Consider the following 14,712-nt stretch of genomic DNA (forward strand, 5'->3'; position numbering starts at 1 on the left):
CCGAATGATCTTGCGTTTCTTTTCCGCAGCCGCCCTGTTTCTGATCGCCTGCCTTCCGGGCCATGCATTCGAAACCCGTGCGACGGCGGCATGGGTCTATGACGTCACCACCCATACCGTGCTCATGGACAAGAACGGCGAAGCCTCGCTGCCGCCTGCGTCGATGTCCAAGCTGATGACGGTCAACATGCTGTTTGAGGCGCTGAAGGATGGCCGCGTGACCATGGACACCACTTTTGCGGTGTCGGCCCATGCGGTCAGCTTCACCGAAGCCGGTGGCTCGACCATGTATCTGCAACAAGGCGACCGGCCCACGGTGCAAGAGCTGATCCACGGCATGATCATCAACTCGGGCAATGATGCCTGCGTGGTGGTGGCCGAAGGCTTGGCAGGCACCGAAGCCGCCTTCGCCGAACAGATGACGGAACGCGCCCGTGCCTTGGGGCTGACGGAATCGACCTTTGCCAATGCAAGCGGCTGGCCTGATCCGGGTCAACGCATGAGCATGAAGGATCTGGGCCTGCTGTCGGTGCGGCTGATCGAAGAATTCCCCGATCTGTATCCGGTGTTCGGCCAGACCGAATTCAACTACAAAAACCGCGCGCCTGCCAATGCCCACAACCGCAACCCCTTGCTTGCGTTGAACATTGGCGCGGATGGTTTGAAAACCGGCCACACCCAAGAGGCGGGCTATGGCATGGTCGGCTCGGTCAAGCAGGGCGAGCGCCGCATTGTGTTCGCGATCTCGGGCATGACCTCGGACACCGAGCGCGCCGAGGAAGCCGAGCGGATTGCGACTTGGGCGTTCCGGCAGTTTGCGCTGAAAACCGTGGTGAAAGCCGGGGCACAAGTGGCGCAGGCGGCGGTGTTCATGGGCGATGCCGATACGGTGGGGCTGGTGCCTGCACAGGATGTGAAGCTGCTGATCCCGGCACTGGCGCAGGATGGTTTGCAGGCGCAAGTGGTCTACACCGGCCCGCTGGAAGCCCCGATTGCCAAGGGTGCCGAAGTGGCGCAACTGGTAATCACCGTGCCGGGCCTGCCCGAGCATCGCGTGGCCCTGCTGGCCGAAGCCGATGTGGCGAAAGGCGGCTTCATGAAGCGCCTGACCACGGCGGCGCTGAAGCTGCGCGCGGAATACATCGGCACGCCCGCTAGCTGAATGCCGGGCATTTTCATCTCGTTTGAAGGCATCGACGGGTCGGGCAAATCTACGCAGGCGCGCCTGCTGGCCGAGTCCCTGCGCGCGCGTGGCCTCACGGTCTGCCACACCCGCGAGCCGGGCGGCAGCGCCGGGGCCGAGGAAATTCGCCGTCTGGTGCTGGAAGGCGACGCAGACCGCTGGTCCACCGAGACCGAGCTTCTGCTGTTCACCGCCGCGCGGCGCGACCATCTGGAAAAGACCATCCGCCCGGCACTGGCGCGCGGAGAAGTGGTGATTTCGGATCGTTTTGCCGATAGTACCCGCATCTACCAAGGCCTGACACGCGGCGATCTGCGCGACACGGTGGACCGGCTCCACGCGCTGATGATCGGCGTGGAACCCGATCTGACCGTGCTGATCGACATTGATCCCGCCGAAGGACTTGCACGCGCCGTCGCGCGGGCGGGAAAAGAAATGCGGTTCGAGGGCATGGGGCTGGGCGTGCAGGAAAAGGCCCGCGATGGCTTTCTGGCGCTGTCCGCCGCGCATCCGGCGCGGTTTCGCGTGATCGACGGCGCGCGCACGCCCGATGCCGTAGCGGCAGATGTTCTGGCCGCCGTGCTGGCACGGCTATGACAGACGATCTGCCAGAACCCGACGCAATCGAAGGTGCCCCGCACCCGCGCCACACCGCGCGGCTGATCGGGCAAGCGCAGGCCGAGGCCACCTTCCTGCAAGCGTTCAACGGCACAAGGCTGCACCACGGCTGGCTGATCACCGGCCCGCGCGGCGTGGGCAAGGCCACGCTGGCTTGGCGCATCGCGCGGTTTCTGCTGGCGACGCCCGAGGATGACGGCGGCATGTTTGCAGCCCCCCCGCCCGACAGTCTCGACATTCCCGACAGCCATCCAGTGTCACACCGGCTGGCCGCGCTGACCGAGGGGCGGATGTTCCTGTTGCGCCGCGCGCCCAATGAAAAGCGCGACAAGTTGCAGACGGTGATTTCGGTGGAAGAAGTGCGCAAGATGAAAAGCTTCTTCGCCCTATCCGCAGCCGACGGCGGTCGCCGGGTGGCGATCATCGATTCCATTGATGACATGAACGTCGCCGCCGCCAATGCGCTGCTGAAACTGCTGGAAGAACCCCCGCCGCGGGTCACGATCCTGATGATCTCGCACCAACCCGCGAAACTTTTGCCCACCATACGCTCGCGTTGTCGCGAATTGCGCCTTGCCCCGCTGAACCCCGAGGATCTGTCGGATGCGCTGACACAGGCAGGCGGCGAAGTCGCCCCCGAAGATCGCATCGCACTGGCCGAACTGGCAGGCGGTTCGGTGGGTGAGGCATTTCGGATGACCAACCTCGACGGGCTGAAACTGTATGAAAGCTTGATCCGGCTGTTCGGCACCCTGCCCCGGCTGGATCGCCCCCGCGCGCAAGCGCTGGCCGAGGCGGGGGCTGGCAAAGGCGCCGAGGCGCAGTTTGAACTGATCGTCACCCTGCTCGACCTATTCCTCGCCCGCCTCGCCCGCGCGGGCACGCTGCAATATCTGCCGCCCGAAGCCGCACGCGGCGAAGGCGATCTGATCGCGCGTCTGTCCCCCACGCCCGCACATGCGCGGGTCTGGGCCGATGCCGCGCAACACCTGGGCCTGCGGGCACGGCGTGGCAAGGCGGTGAACCTTGACCCTGCCGCCCTTCTGATGGATATGGTTCTGCATATAAACGAGACGGCGGCAGAGCTGGCCTAGAGGTGCGCGATGGCTTTTGAGATTGTTGACAGCCATTGCCATCTGGACTTCCCCGATTTCACCGATCTGCCCGAGGTCATCGCCCGCGCCCATGCCGCAGGCGTCAGCCGCATGGTGACAATCTGCACCAAGCTGCACAACCTGCCCCAGGTCCGCGCCATTGTGGCAGCCTATCCATCAGTGTTCTACGCAGCAGGCATCCATCCGATGAGTGCCGCCGAACATCCTCCGGTTTCGGTCGCCGATCTGGTGGCGCTGGCAGCCGACCCGAAGTTTGTCGGCATTGGCGAGACCGGGCTGGACTATCACTACACGGCTGAGTCCGCTGAAATTCAAAAGAAATCCCTGCGCATCCATATCGAGGCCGCACAGGAAACCGGCTTGCCGCTGATCATCCACGCCCGCGCAGCGGATGATGATATGGCGCGCATCCTGGCCGAAGGCATGGCCCGCAAAAGCTATTCTTGCGTCATGCACTGCTTTTCCTCGGGTGAGGCTTTGGGCCGCGCGGCACTCGAGATGGGGTTTTATCTCTCGATGTCCGGCGTCGCCACCTTCCCGAAATCGCAGGAATTGCGCGACATCTTTTCGCGCGCGCCGCTGGACCGGATCTTGCTGGAGACCGACAGCCCCTATCTGGCCCCGCCACCGCATCGCGGCAGGCGGAATGAGCCTGCCTATACCGCCTTCACTGCCAAGATCGGCGCGGGCATCTTTGGCGTGACCGAGGCCGAATTTGCCGCCGCCACCACTGCCAATTTTGACCGCCTGTTCACCCGCGCCGCCCGCAAGGTGGCCGCATAATGGCAACGTTGCGCTTTACCATTCTGGGCTGCGGCTCGTCAGGCGGCGTGCCGCGTCTGGGTGGCGATTGGGGCGATTGCGACCCGACAAACCGCAAGAACCGCCGCCGCCGCTGCTCGCTGATGGTTGAACGGCTGGCGGGGGATGCGGTGACGCGCGTGCTGATCGACACCTCGCCCGATATGCGCGAGCAACTGCTGGATGCGGGCGTCGGCGAACTTGACGGTGTGGTGTTCACCCATTCGCACGCCGATCACACCCACGGCATCGACGATCTGCGCCAGATCGTGTTCAACATGCGCCGCCGCCTGACCGTCTGGGCCGACCATCCGACACAAGAGGCGCTGCTGGCCCGTTTTGCCTATGCCTTTGTGCAACCCGAAGGCTCGCCCTATCCGCCGATCCTGGATCTGCGCAGCATCGCACACGTGCCGTTCGAGGTGGATGGCCCGGCAGGCCCGCTCCGCTTTACCCCGATGCTGGTCGATCACGGCTCGATGGAGGCTTTGGGGTTCCGCATCGGCAATCTCGCCTATATCCCCGATGTGGTCGCAATCCCCGAGGCGGTCTGGCCGCAGCTTGATGGCCTCGATTGCTGGATCATCGACGCCTTGCGCCGCAAGCCGCATCCAACCCACGCCCATCTGGCGCTGACGCTCGATTGGATCAACCGCGCGCGGCCTGCACAAGCGGTGATCACCAATATGCATCTGGATATGGATTACGACACGCTGCTGCGCGAGTTGCCCAAAGACGTGGTGCCTGCTTTTGACGGCATGGTGCTGACGCTGGAGAACGTCGCTTGAGCGCCTTGCTCGACGTTATTCTGCCGGTGTTCCTGCTGATCGGCTTTGGCTACGCGGCCGCAAGGGCAAAACTGTTCAGCGATACGGCGGTGGATGGCGTGATGCGCTATGCCCAAAGTTTCGCGCTGCCGGTGCTGCTGTTCAAGAACGTTGCCAACCTTGATCTGGCCACCGCCTTTGCGCCCGGCCTGCTGATCTCGTTCTACACCGGGGCAGCGGTCTGCTACGCCTTTGGCTTTTGCGTGGCGCGGTTTGGCTTTGGGCGGCCCTTGACCGATGCGGTGGCGATCGGCTTTGCCTGCACGTTTTCCAACTCTCTGCTCTTGGGCGTGCCGATCACCGAGCGCGCCTATGGCACGGCGGCGCTGGCGGGGAATTTCGCGATCATCTCGATCCATGCGCCGCTGATCTATACCTTTGGCATCGTGTTCATGGAATGGGCACGCTCGCGCGAGGCGGAAAGCCGCAGCCACGCCGATCTGGCCCGGCAGGTGCTGCGCGGCGTGTTCACCCAGCCCTTGGTGGTGGGCCTGATGATCGGCTTCGCCGTGAACCTCAGCGGCGTGCCGCAGCCGGGCTTCCTGATGGCGGCGGTCGAGATGATGGCGAAATCCGGCCTGCCCGCCGCCCTGTTCGGCTTGGGCGGTGTGCTGCTGCGCTATCATCCGGCGGGTGACAAGGCGCTGATCGCCGTGGTCTGCTTTGCCTCGCTGCTGCTGCATCCCGGCATTGCCTACAGCCTTGGGCGATGGGGTTTTGGCTTGGATGCCAACGGCTTACGCTCGGTCACGGTCACCTCGGCGATGGCGCCGGGGGTCAATGCCTATATGTTCGCCAACATGTATGGCGTCGGCAAACGCATCAGCGCCACGGCAGTGCTGGTGGCGACCGGGCTGTCGATCTTCACCTCGTGGGGCTGGCTGCACATCCTGCCATAGCGCAGCCTACTGGCCCGCGCGGGCATGGAAGATAAAGCCGAGGAAGTTCAGCAAGATCTGCGCCGCCAGAATGCTGGTGGATTGCGTCGGGTCGTAATCCGGCGCGACCTCGACCAGATCCATGCCGACAACCTCGTGGTTCTTCGCCACTTCCTGCAACATCTCCAGCACTTCGTAATAGAGAAACCCGCCATGGCTGGGCGTGCCAGTGCCCGGCGCAATCGAGGGGCAAAAGCCGTCAATATCCAGCGTCACATAAACCCGCGCGCCCTTTGGAATACGCGCAATCACGCCCTGCGCGCCAAGTTCACGCATCTGCCGCACCGACAGAATATCAGACCCCATCGCACGCGCAGCCTCATACCCCTCGCGCGCGGTAGAAGACACGTTGCGGATTCCCACTTGCGTCAGCCCCTTGACCCAAGGCTTCTCTGCCGCCCGCCGCATCGGTGATCCATGCCCCACCCGCACGCCGTGGCGCTCATCGACGAAATCCAAGTGAGCGTCGATTTGTAGGATATGGATATCTCCCTGCCCCTCAAACGCCTCAATACACGGGATATTCACCGAGTGATCACCGCCGATCACCACCGGCAAGGCCCCCGCTGCCAGCATCGCCTGCACGCCGGTCTTGATATTGGCATGGCTGCGCGCGGTGTCGGTGTGGATGATATCGGCATCGCCAATATCCACGATCCGCACCGAGGATGGCAGATAGGTGCAGTCATCCTCGTGATCATAGGCCCCGGCATGGCCAAAGCTGAACAGCGTCGACGCCTCGCGCACCGAGCGCGGGCCAAACCGCGCCCCCGCCCGAAACTGGGTGCCAAAGTCAAACGGCGCACCCATCACGGCCACATCGGCGTCGATCTTGCTCCAATCCTCAACGTAAGGTCGTTTGCCGAAGGTCGAAATCCCGACGAAGGGCAGATTAAGGCGTCCGGTGTCGTAGCTGTTGGCCATGATCTCTTCCTAGTGCGGTGTCACGCCACGCAGCCGTTCCGAACGGCGGCGCAGAAGTTCAACCGTGGCCAGCATGGCAATCGAGACGATCACGAGGATGGTCGCGACGGCAAGGATCGCCGGGCTGATCGCTTCGCGGATACCGTTCCACATCTGGCGCGGGATCGTTTGCTGTTCCGGGCCTGCGATGAACAGCACGGCAACCACTTCGTCAAACGAGGTGACGAACGCAAACAGCGCACCCGAAATCACGCCCGGCAGGATCAGCGGCATGATCACCTTGAAAAACGTCGTGCGCGGATTGGCACCAAGGCTGGCACTGGCACGGATCAGCGATTGGTCAAAGCCAGACAGGGTGGCGGTAACGGTGATGATCACAAACGGGATGCCCAAGGTGGCATGCGCCAGAATGATGCCAAGATGCGAGTTGGCAAGGCAGCCTTTCGACGACAGCACCGGCGACAAGGCCCAGCCCAACCAGCTCTCCGGCGACACGCAGGCGCTGGAGTAGAAGAAGAACAACCCGGTGCCGATGATGATGATCGGCACGATCATCGGCGAGATCAGCAGCGCCATGATCAGGCGGCGATAGGGCATCTCGGGCCGCGACAGCCCAAGCGCTGCGGTGGTGCCCAGCACGGTGGCCAAAATCGTCGCCCACATGCCGATCCACAGCGAGTTCTTCGCGGCCTTGACCCACGTCGCTTGCTCCCACACCTGGCCCCACCAAGTGCTGTCGCGCACGGCGTCGTCCGGGGCGTTTACGCCCAGGGTCAGCAGCGTGTCATACCAGCGCAAGGAATAGCCCGACGGGTCCAGCGCCAACATCTTGTGGGTGAACGAGAAATACGGCTCGACGTTGAACGACAGCGGAATGACGATCAGGATCGGGGCGACCAGAAACAGGAAGATCAGCGCGCACAACACGCGGAAGGTGTAATACCAGACGCGCTCCAGCGGTGAGGCATAGACGGGAAGGGCCATGTGTGTCTCCTCAGCCGAGTTTCAGACGGTCGATGCCAATTAGGCGATCATAAAGCCAATACAGGATCAGCACGGCGGCCAGCAGGATCGCCGCCAAGGCAGCCGCCATCGACCAGTTGGCCTTGTTCATGTGAAAGCTGATCAGGTTCGAGATCAGTTGCCCATCAGCGCCACCGACCAAGGCCGGGGTGATGTAGTAGCCAACCGCCAGAATGAACACCAACAGTGACCCAGCAGCGATGCCCGGCAGGGTTTGCGGCAGATAGATGCGGCGGAACGTGGTCCAGCTTGTCGCGCCCAGCGAACGGGCGGCACGGGCATAGCTGGGCGGGATCACCCGCATCACCGAATAGAGTGGCAGCACCATGAACGGCAGCAGAATATGCGTCATCACGATGATCGTGCCGGTCTGGTTATAGATCATGCGGATGCGGCCATCCTCGCTGAACGCCCCGATCCAGACCATCAGATCGTTGATGATGCCCTGCTCTTGCAGAATGGCGATCCACGAACTTGTCCGCACCAGCAGCGATGTCCAGAACGGCAACAGCACCAGGATCATCAGCAGGTTCGACTTCGCCATCGGCAGCACCGCCAGCAGATGCGCGATCGGAAAGGCCAGCAGCAGACAGGCCACGGTGATCACGATCGACAGCGCGAAGGTTTTCAGGAACAGATAGACATAGATGCGCTGGTTTTCCTCAACCCGCACCATATCGCCATTGGCGTCGCGCTGCATATCCGCCGAAACCATATAGAAATCAGAGGTGTAGGCGGATGACGCATTGCGCATCGCCACCCAGACCAGCGGATCGGCCCACATCTTGTTGCTGGCGATCAACGCATCCTTGTAGGGCGGTGTCATCTTTTCGGCAGCGCGTGCAGCAGATTTGAACACCGAAATCGTGCCGGGAACGGTGTAGTTGATCCGCGTGCCCGCAGCCCCTGCGGTCTTGTCCTTTTGCATCTGCTTCAGGTCTGTGACCAAAGCGGCATAAGCCTCCTCTGGAATATCGCCACTCGCCGGGTTCGCGTTGAACCATGCCACCATCGCCGGCGCATTGGCGGAAAAGCCATCATGATTGACCGAGCGTTCCAACATTTTCAGGATCGGCACGATGAAGGTCAGCACCACGAACGCCAGCAGCGGCAACACCAGAAAGAACGCGCGCCATTTGGCTTTGCGTTGCGCTGCCGCCAGCGCGGATTTCAAGGGCCGTCCGTCTGCGGTGCGCAGCAGGTCAGGGGCAGAGGTCAGATCAACCATGAGTCATCCTTGCAGTCGCGCAGCCGTCGGGCTGTCAGGACCAAGCGGGAAGGGAAAAAGCGGGGAAAACCGGGCGCGGCGCAACACCGCGCCCGGAGATCAGATCAGTTTGCCGCAAGCCATGCGTTGAAGCGGTCGTTCAGCTCTGCGTCATGGTCGACCCAGAATTCAAACGACGACGGCAGCGCGTTCGCCATGTTTTCCGGTGCGGTCGGCACGTTCGGACCCATCAGGGTCTTGCCATCCTTATACATGATCGGCGTGGCGTTGGCCGAGTGACGGGCCGGGCCATACGAGATCTGCGTGGCTTGCGCCTGCATACCTTCGGTCGAGGTGGCATAGGCGATGAACTGCAACGCCTCGTCCTTGTTCGGTGCGCCCTTCGGGATCACATACATTTCGTTTTCGAAGATTTGCGCATCCCAGACGATCTGGAACGGCTTGCCCTCGCCGATAGCGGCGTTGAAAATCCGGCCATTGTAGGCGCTCGTCATCGCGACTTCGCCGTCAGCCAACAGTTGCGGCGGCTGCGCGCCAGCTTCCCACCACACCACGTCTTTTTTGATGGTGTCGAGCTTGGCAAACGCACGGTCCACACCTTCAGGGGTGCCCAAGGTGGTATAAACGTCAGCAGGTGCCACGCCATCCGCCATCAGCGCAAATTCCAGAACGGCTTTGGCGCCCTTGTGCAGGCCGCGCTTGCCGGGGAACTTGGTCAGATCGAAGAAGTCAGCCGCGGTTTTCGGGCCTTCGGGGAACTTGGTGGTGTCATAGGCGAAAACGGTTGCCCAGATATCGGTGGACACGCCGCAATCGGTCAAAGCGCCGGGCAGGAAATCGTCTGCAACCGGGGTGCCATCAGCGCCAGCAGGCAAAGCTGCCGGGTCGATCGGCTCCAGCACGCCTTCGTCGCACAGACGGATGGCGTCGGCATATTCCACGGAAGCCACGTCAACGGTGACGTTGCCAGCCTCGACCATGGCTTTGATCGGGGTGGCGGGGTTGTCGCTGTCGGTCATCGTGGCTGCGATGCCGGTTTTCGCGGTGAACGGCTTGACGTGTGCTTCGGTTTGCGCAGCACCGTAAGCGCCACCCCACGACATCACCGTCACATCGGCCTGCGCGGCAAATGCAAGGCTGGTCAGCGCGGTGGACAGAACGAGAAGTTTCTTCATCGAGGTCTCCCAGGTTGGATAAGGACGTTTGTTAAGTGGCTGCGTCCCTGCAGCCGGCCCCTTTGCGGGGGATCACATTGGATCAAGCGCACGGGCATCCTGCGGATGCCAGCCAACCTTGATCTTTTGCCCTGCTGTCAGACGAGTCTGCGACAGGGTATTGCGCATTTTCATCACGAAATCATCCGATCCCGCAACCCGCAATACTGCGCGCAGGATATCGCCCATGTAAATCACCTCGATCACCTCGGCGTCGATGGTATGGGCACCCGCGGGCATCATCTCGGGCTTGAATTCCACCCGCTCGGGCCGGATCGAGACCAAGGTTTTCTGGCCCTTTTCCTTGATGTTGACGGCGGTCGCGTCAATCAGCTCGCCCGTCGCCAGACGCACCAAAGCCTTGTCGCCGTTCAATTCTTCAATCGTGCCGGGCAGCTTGTTGTTCTCGCCGATGAACTGCGCCACGAAACTGTTGTCAGGGCGCTCATACAGATCAGACGGGCTGGCAAGCTGCTGGATGCGGCCATCGTTGAACACCGCCACGCGGTCGCTCATCGTCAAGGCTTCGCCCTGATCATGCGTCACATAGACCACGGTGATGCCAAGGCTTTCGTGCAAATGCTTGATTTCAAACTGCATATGCTCGCGCAACTGCTTGTCCAGCGCACCCAACGGCTCATCCATCAACACCAGTGACGGATCAAACACCAACGCCCGCGCCAAAGCGATCCGCTGCTGCTGACCGCCCGAAAGCTGCGCGGGGCGGCGATTGATGAAGCTATACATCTGCACCATGTCCAGCGCGCGCTTGACCTTGGCCTCACGCTCAGACTTGGCCATGCCGCGCACTTCCAGCGGGAACGACAGGTTTTCGCCCACCGTCATATGCGGGAACAGCGCGTAATTCTGAAACACCATGCCGATGCCACGCTTGTGCGGCGGCACTTCGTTGATGTTGGTGCCGTCCAGCATGATCCGGCCATGCGTCGCAGTTTCAAACCCTGCCAGCATCATCAGGCAGGTGGTCTTGCCCGAGCCCGACGGCCCCAGCATGGTCAGAAACTCACCTTTACCAATCGACAGGTTCAGGTCTTTAACGACCAATGACACGCCGTCATAGCTTTTCTGAACGTGCTCAAAAGCGACGAAAGCGTCGTTCGGGCTGGTTGCAACCACGCCAATCTCCCCATGTGTCCGGCAGTTTTCCTGCGCTTGTGCTATACGCTTACGGCAAGGGCCTAGCAGAAGGCAATTCCCGATTGCGATGCCGGAAGGTTGCACGGGCAAACCGGTTCAATCGGGCATTTTGCGCCCTGTTTGCTGCTTAGAACGGCAGTTGATGAAGCTTGTGGCAGTCGGATCGGCTGGCACTGGTGCGAGGAAACAGATTTTCAGCACAGGAATCTATCCAATGTTGGGCGCTAACTGATTCTGCCATGCTTGCGCGGAATCGCCCCTCTGCGGACAAATGCGACACGCTGCCGATTATTTAGGCTAAGTTGAAAATGAAAACGGGTTGGCGAGCGCTGCTCTAACCAACCCGAGGTCCAGTGGTGCGGATGAAAAGACTCGAACTTTCACTCCGATTAAAGAACAGCGACCTCAACGCTGCGCGTCTACCAATTCCGCCACATCCGCACGACAGGGCCTCGGGATGGCGGCTGTTTAGCGGCAAGGCGCAGGGATGAAAAGGGGGATTCTGCATGGATGCCGCGCTTGGCGCGCCATTCGCCCGTTCACCGTTGCAATCGCAGGGCGCGCGGGCCATTTCTGCGCAAGGAACGGCGGAACGAGACAGGAGCGCGGCGATGACCAAGGTTGACTGGCAGCATATTGCGGGCCTTGCGCCCTATGCCGAAACCTTGGCCGCGATGGAAGCCCGCGCCGCCGCGATTGCAGCCGGCCAAGCGCCCGAGGCGATCTGGCTGCTTGAGCATCCCCCGCTTTATACCGCCGGCACCTCGGCCAAGATCGACGATCTGACCGACCCGCATCGATTCCCCGTGTTCGACGCAGGGCGCGGTGGCCAATATACCTATCACGGCCCCGGCCAGCGCGTGGCCTATGCCATGCTTGATCTGAACCAGCGTGGCCGCGATGTGCGCAAATTTGTCTGCGCCTTGGAAAACTGGGTGATCGCCACGCTGGCCGAGTTCAACGTCAAGGGCGAACGGCGCGCAGGCCGGGTCGGGGTATGGGTCGTGCGGCCCGATCTGCCCGCCAACGCCGATGGCACCCCGCGCGAAGACAAGATCGCCGCGATCGGGGTCAAGCTGCGCCGCTGGGTGTCATTTCACGGCATCTCGATCAATGTCGAGCCGGACCTGTCGCATTTTTCCGGCATTGTGCCCTGCGGCATCACCGATCATGGCGTGACAAGCCTGGTCGATCTGGGGCTGCCGGTCACAATGGCCGATCTCGACGCGGCGTTGATCCGCTGCTTTCCGCGCGCCTTCGACTGACAGCGCCCTGCAAAAAGCCGGGGGGCACAGCCCCCCGCCGCCCCCCGCGCCGCGCCCTATCGCAATGTTCAGACGCCACTGCATCCCGGCACAAAGAAGCGAATCTCACCGCCCGGACAACGCCCGCTTTTACGCCCAAAGTCGGGCTGCGACATATCGACTGGGGCGGCGATGGCTTTGGCCTGCGCGACACCTGTCAGCGGTGTGACAGACAGGCTCAGCAGGATGGCGGCGGCCGCCAGAGACAACAGTTTCACGCAATATCCTTTCAAAGGTTTGCGAAGCCACAAAACGTCAGCTTCCATAGCCACAGCTAGCCGCGTAAAGCATTGACAACACAGGGCCCGAAGTCTGGCCATCTCGGCGCACAGGATAGGACCAAGGTCTGTGCCGCACCTCTGGCCTGCCAGAATGTGATCTGGCAAAGCACGCCGCCCACCAAAGCCACTATTGGGCAGAAGGCTGATCCCCGCCGCGTCGAAATACACGCAGCTGCAAGATTTTCTTGATACAGATCAAACTCTGACATTGCCCTGCCCCAAGGCTCAATCTAGATACGTCTTGTAATCCGGCATGGTCATCCCATGCGCGGGCAAGAATGCAACGACAACGGGAGACGCCAATGGCCGACGCAGCCATCCATGGCCACGACCATGAGACGCGCGGGTTCTTCACCCGCTGGTTCATGTCAACGAACCATAAGGATATCGGGATCCTCTATCTGTTCACCTCGGGCCTCGTTGGCCTGATTTCGGTGATTTTCACGGTTTACATGCGGCTTGAGCTGATGGAGCCGGGTGTGCAGTACATGTGCATGGAGGGGATGCGCTTTGTCGCAGACGCCGCCCGTGAATGTACCCCCAACGGCCACGTCTGGAACGCGACCGTCACCGCGCACGGCATCCTGATGATGTTCTTCGTGGTGATTCCGGCGCTGTTCGGCGGTTTCGGCAACTACTTCATGCCGCTGCAGATCGGCGCGCCGGATATGGCGTTCCCGCGGATGAACAACCTGTCTTACTGGATGTATGTGGCGGGCACCTCGCTGGCCGTGGCATCGCTGTTCGCGCCGGGTGGTGAAGACCAGTTGGGCGCAGGCGTGGGCTGGGTGCTTTACCCGCCGCTGTCGACGCGTGAGAGCGGCTATTCGATGGACCTCGCGATTTTCGCAGTCCACTTGTCGGGTGCCTCGTCCATCCTCGGTGCGATCAACATGATCACCACCTTCCTGAACATGCGCACGCCGGGCATGACCCTGCACAAAGTGCCGCTGTTCGGCTGGTCGATCTTCGTCACCGCCTGGCTGATCCTGCTGAGCTTGCCGGTTCTGGCCGGTGCGATCACCATGCTGCTGACCGACCGCAACTTCGGGACCACGTTCTTTGATCCCTCGGGCGGAGGCGACCCGATCCTGTATCAACACATCCTGTGGTTCTTCGGCCACCCGGAAGTGTATATCATCGTGATCCCGGCCTTCGGTATCATCAGCCAGGTGATCTCGACCTTCTCGCGCAAACCGATCTTCGGTTACCTGCCGATGGTTTACGCAATGGTCGCCATCGGCGTGCTGGGCTTTGTCGTGTGGGCGCACCACATGTACACCGTCGGTATGTCGCTGAGCCAGCAAAGCTACTTCATGCTGGCCACCATGGTCATCGCGGTGCCGACCGGCATCAAGATCTTCAGTTGGATCGCCACCATGTGGGGCGGCTCGATCGAGATGAAAACCCCGATGCTCTGGGCGTTCGGCTTCCTGTTCCTGTTCACCGTCGGTGGCGTGACCGGGATCGTTCTCAGCCAAGCCCCAGTGGACCGCGCCTATCACGACACCTACTACGTCATCGCGCACTTCCACTACGTGATGTCGCTGGGCGCTGTGTTCGGGATCTTCGCCGGCATCTACTTCTGGTTCGGCAAGATGTCGGGCCGTCAGTACCCGGAATGGGCAGGCAAGCTGCACTTCTGGATGATGTTCATCGGTGCGAACGTCACCTTCTTCCCGCAGCACTTCCTGGGCCGTCAGGGGATGCCGCGCCGCTACATCGACTACCCCGAGGCTTATGCCTACTGGAACTACGTCTCGTCGATGGGGGCTTTCCTGTCCTTCGCCTCGTTCGTGTTCTTCATCGGTGTGGTGTTCTACAGCCTGCTGTGGGGCAAACGCGTGACCGAGAACAACTACTGGAACGAATACGCCGACACGCTGGAATGGACCCTGCCCTGCCCGCCGCCTGAGCACACGTTCGAGCAGCTGCCCAAGCAGAGCGATTGGGACCACAACCGCGGCCACTAAGCCACGGATGGAAATGAAAGAAGCCCCGCAGCGATGCGGGGCTTTTTGTTTTTGCGGTGACGATTTCTCACTGGATTTGGCAGGGCAACACCCTACATTCGCCCATGCTTTCCTACCCTGTTCTG

Annotated in this window: 14 protein-coding genes and 1 tRNA gene; 8 read left to right on the forward strand and 7 right to left on the reverse strand. The window is 61.6% G+C overall.

Annotated elements, in window-relative coordinates; genetic code table 11:
• Window positions 1-4 precede the first annotated feature (4 nt).
• Genes ACFOGH_RS08170 through ACFOGH_RS08195 form a run of 6 tightly spaced genes read left to right on the forward strand, consistent with a single transcriptional unit; the run spans window position 5 to window position 5,443 of the window.
• Window positions 5-1,162, forward strand: a complete 1,158-nt coding sequence (locus ACFOGH_RS08170) for a D-alanyl-D-alanine carboxypeptidase family protein (RefSeq protein ID WP_380072578.1) — start codon at window positions 5-7, stop codon at window positions 1,160-1,162.
• Window positions 1,163-1,780 carry a dTMP kinase gene (tmk, locus tag ACFOGH_RS08175; protein ID WP_380072579.1) on the forward strand — a complete coding sequence of 206 codons (618 nt, stop codon included), beginning with the start codon at window positions 1,163-1,165 and terminating at the stop codon, window positions 1,778-1,780.
• A complete protein-coding gene (locus tag ACFOGH_RS08180; protein ID WP_380072580.1) occupies window positions 1,777-2,895 on the forward strand; it encodes a DNA polymerase III subunit delta' in 1,119 nt (372 codons plus the stop codon). Before tmk ends, ACFOGH_RS08180 begins: the two co-directional genes overlap by 4 nt.
• Window positions 2,896-2,904: 9 nt before the next feature.
• Window positions 2,905-3,699, forward strand: a complete 795-nt coding sequence (locus ACFOGH_RS08185; RefSeq protein ID WP_380072581.1) for a TatD family hydrolase — start codon at window positions 2,905-2,907, stop codon at window positions 3,697-3,699.
• Window positions 3,699-4,505, forward strand: a complete 807-nt coding sequence (locus ACFOGH_RS08190) for an MBL fold metallo-hydrolase (RefSeq protein ID WP_380072582.1) — start codon at window positions 3,699-3,701, stop codon at window positions 4,503-4,505. Before ACFOGH_RS08185 ends, ACFOGH_RS08190 begins: the two co-directional genes overlap by 1 nt.
• The gene (locus ACFOGH_RS08195; RefSeq protein WP_380072583.1) at window positions 4,502-5,443 is read left to right on the forward strand and encodes an AEC family transporter; all 942 of its coding nucleotides are present in this window, start codon (window positions 4,502-4,504) and stop codon (window positions 5,441-5,443) included. Before ACFOGH_RS08190 ends, ACFOGH_RS08195 begins: the two co-directional genes overlap by 4 nt.
• Window positions 5,444-5,449: 6 nt before the next feature.
• Here ACFOGH_RS08195 and speB read toward each other — a convergent pair whose 3' ends face one another.
• The 6 genes from speB to ACFOGH_RS08225 form a co-directional block, all read right to left on the reverse strand.
• Entirely contained in the window at window positions 5,450-6,406 is a 957-nt protein-coding gene (gene speB, locus ACFOGH_RS08200; protein WP_380072584.1) for an agmatinase, read from the reverse strand.
• A gap of 9 nt (window positions 6,407-6,415) precedes the next feature.
• Entirely contained in the window at window positions 6,416-7,390 is a 975-nt protein-coding gene (locus ACFOGH_RS08205) for an ABC transporter permease (protein WP_380072585.1), read from the reverse strand.
• 10 nt (window positions 7,391-7,400) lie between these two features.
• Entirely contained in the window at window positions 7,401-8,657 is a 1,257-nt protein-coding gene (locus ACFOGH_RS08210; protein WP_380072586.1) for an ABC transporter permease, read from the reverse strand.
• 104 nt (window positions 8,658-8,761) lie between these two features.
• Window positions 8,762-9,832 carry an ABC transporter substrate-binding protein gene (locus tag ACFOGH_RS08215; protein WP_380072587.1) on the reverse strand — a complete coding sequence of 357 codons (1,071 nt, stop codon included), beginning with the start codon at window positions 9,830-9,832 and terminating at the stop codon, window positions 8,762-8,764.
• Between the two features lie 72 nt (window positions 9,833-9,904).
• Window positions 9,905-11,008: an ABC transporter ATP-binding protein gene (locus tag ACFOGH_RS08220; protein WP_380072588.1), complete on the reverse strand. Its 1,104-nt coding sequence runs from the start codon at window positions 11,006-11,008 to the stop codon at window positions 9,905-9,907.
• A gap of 375 nt (window positions 11,009-11,383) precedes the next feature.
• Window positions 11,384-11,470, reverse strand: a tRNA-Leu gene (locus tag ACFOGH_RS08225).
• Between the two features lie 65 nt (window positions 11,471-11,535).
• Here ACFOGH_RS08225 and lipB point away from each other — a divergent pair.
• A complete protein-coding gene (gene lipB / locus ACFOGH_RS08230; RefSeq protein WP_380072589.1) occupies window positions 11,536-12,294 on the forward strand; it encodes a lipoyl(octanoyl) transferase LipB in 759 nt (252 codons plus the stop codon).
• 68 nt (window positions 12,295-12,362) lie between these two features.
• Here lipB and ACFOGH_RS08235 read toward each other — a convergent pair whose 3' ends face one another.
• A complete protein-coding gene (locus tag ACFOGH_RS08235; protein WP_380072590.1) occupies window positions 12,363-12,551 on the reverse strand; it encodes a hypothetical protein in 189 nt (62 codons plus the stop codon).
• Window positions 12,552-12,916: 365 nt separating this feature from the next.
• Here ACFOGH_RS08235 and ctaD point away from each other — a divergent pair, with 365 nt between their 5' ends.
• Window positions 12,917-14,587 (forward strand): cytochrome c oxidase subunit I, encoded by a 1,671-nt coding sequence (ctaD, locus tag ACFOGH_RS08240; RefSeq protein WP_380072591.1) that lies wholly within the window; start codon window positions 12,917-12,919, stop codon window positions 14,585-14,587.
• Window positions 14,588-14,712: the final 125 nt, after the last annotated feature.

Origin of the sequence: Cypionkella sinensis (assembly GCF_042646385.1) — a bacterium.
GTDB lineage: Bacteria > Pseudomonadota > Alphaproteobacteria > Rhodobacterales > Rhodobacteraceae > Cypionkella > Cypionkella sinensis.

Excerpts from the sequence above, each read along its gene's own strand:
- ACFOGH_RS08170 (WP_380072578.1), top strand. The coding sequence starts at position 5 with ATGATCTTGCGTTTCTTTTCCGCAGCCGCCCTGTTTCTGATCGCCTGC.
- tmk (WP_380072579.1), top strand. The coding sequence starts at position 1,163 with ATGCCGGGCATTTTCATCTCGTTTGAAGGCATCGACGGGTCGGGCAAA.
- ACFOGH_RS08180 (WP_380072580.1), top strand. The coding sequence starts at position 1,777 with ATGACAGACGATCTGCCAGAACCCGACGCAATCGAAGGTGCCCCGCAC.
- ACFOGH_RS08185 (WP_380072581.1), top strand. The coding sequence starts at position 2,905 with ATGGCTTTTGAGATTGTTGACAGCCATTGCCATCTGGACTTCCCCGAT.
- ACFOGH_RS08190 (WP_380072582.1), top strand. The coding sequence starts at position 3,699 with ATGGCAACGTTGCGCTTTACCATTCTGGGCTGCGGCTCGTCAGGCGGC.
- speB (WP_380072584.1), bottom strand. The coding sequence starts at position 6,406 with ATGGCCAACAGCTACGACACCGGACGCCTTAATCTGCCCTTCGTCGGG.
- ACFOGH_RS08205 (WP_380072585.1), bottom strand. The coding sequence starts at position 7,390 with ATGGCCCTTCCCGTCTATGCCTCACCGCTGGAGCGCGTCTGGTATTAC.
- ACFOGH_RS08210 (WP_380072586.1), bottom strand. The coding sequence starts at position 8,657 with ATGGTTGATCTGACCTCTGCCCCTGACCTGCTGCGCACCGCAGACGGA.
- ACFOGH_RS08215 (WP_380072587.1), bottom strand. The coding sequence starts at position 9,832 with ATGAAGAAACTTCTCGTTCTGTCCACCGCGCTGACCAGCCTTGCATTT.
- lipB (WP_380072589.1), top strand. The coding sequence starts at position 11,536 with ATGGATGCCGCGCTTGGCGCGCCATTCGCCCGTTCACCGTTGCAATCG.
- ctaD (WP_380072591.1), top strand. The coding sequence starts at position 12,917 with ATGGCCGACGCAGCCATCCATGGCCACGACCATGAGACGCGCGGGTTC.